The sequence below is a fragment of the Hymenobacter terricola genome, from assembly GCF_017921975.2.
Taxonomy (GTDB): Bacteria; Bacteroidota; Bacteroidia; order Cytophagales; family Hymenobacteraceae; genus Hymenobacter; species Hymenobacter terricola.
The window spans coordinates 1-993 of record NZ_JAGEMO020000172.1; the positions used below are offsets into that span (position 1 = coordinate 1).

The following is a 993-nucleotide window of genomic DNA, read 5'->3' on the forward strand; positions in this document are numbered from 1 at the left end:
GAGCATGCAAGCGTCGCAGGGCATGCCGTTGTCACAGGGGCGATTGCCGTGCTCGTCTTCGTGGTACGGACAGTAGTCGGTCTTGCTGACGATGTCACAGTCGACGACGCGAGCGCGCTTGTGATTCACGCTGTAGCCCTGCTCATTTGCGAGGCTATCTACAAACCTGCAGAGGGCCTGGTACTGAGGTGCGTAGCAGATGAAGTCGATGCACTTACCACCAATACAGATGGTGAAGTGCTCGTCATCGATGACCTCGCTGTCATCGTGAATGAGCTCGGCGGATTCATCACAGGCGTAGTCGGCCATGCGTAAGAGCATCTGGAGCGCATATGCTTCGGAGTAGTCACGACGATAGCAGTTGTCGTAGACCTTGCCTTCGTACATCATTCAGTCTCACCTCCGTTGATGAAAGCTTCGATGCGATCGAGGCAGGTAGTGACGTCCAGGTCAGAGCAGACACGCAGGGTATCGATCAGCTCACGGAGGGATGCCTTGGAGAAGCCGGCAGCGTTGGGCTTGAGCTCGAGCTTGCGATCGATGAGCATCTGCTCGATGCGGCAGGCCTCCTTATACGCGGGACCGGAGCCAGGGATGAAGTTGCCATCTTCATCGCGTTCGCAGTCATCCGACCACTTGGTGTGGGTCTTCTTGGACTGGACGGAGCGAATGGCGCGCACGATCTCATCGTAGCTCATAGCGGAGATGTCGTCAGCGTCGAGATGCATGACGGTCTTCTTGGGTTCTTGGGCCAGGTAGGATTTGACGTTCTTGAGCAGCTGCTCTTCCTGGAGACACGCGGTCATCAGGGTCTGGTAGTCGGCGCGACCGGGCTGCTTCTTCAGGCGGCACTTGGTGGATGCACAAGCCTTGATGGCCTTCTGCACTTCGCCGAGGTTGTTGTTGAGCTCTGCCGCTTTGGCGATAACGGCGGTCATATCTACAATAGGAGTCATAGCTTAATCCTTTCTCCCCGTATAGCCGATAGGACAG

General features: G+C 56.4%; 2 protein-coding genes. Both read right to left on the reverse strand.

Going from position 1 to position 993, the window contains the following annotated elements:
• A partial coding sequence (locus J4G38_RS28100) for a hypothetical protein (RefSeq protein ID WP_210522266.1) occupies positions 1 to 390 on the reverse strand: 390 nt, incomplete at its 3' end.
• Positions 387 to 938, reverse strand: coding sequence for a hypothetical protein (locus J4G38_RS28105; protein WP_226164105.1), 552 nt, complete (start codon positions 936 to 938; stop codon positions 387 to 389). The genes J4G38_RS28100 and J4G38_RS28105, both read right to left, overlap by 4 nt.
• Positions 939 to 993: the final 55 nt, after the last annotated feature.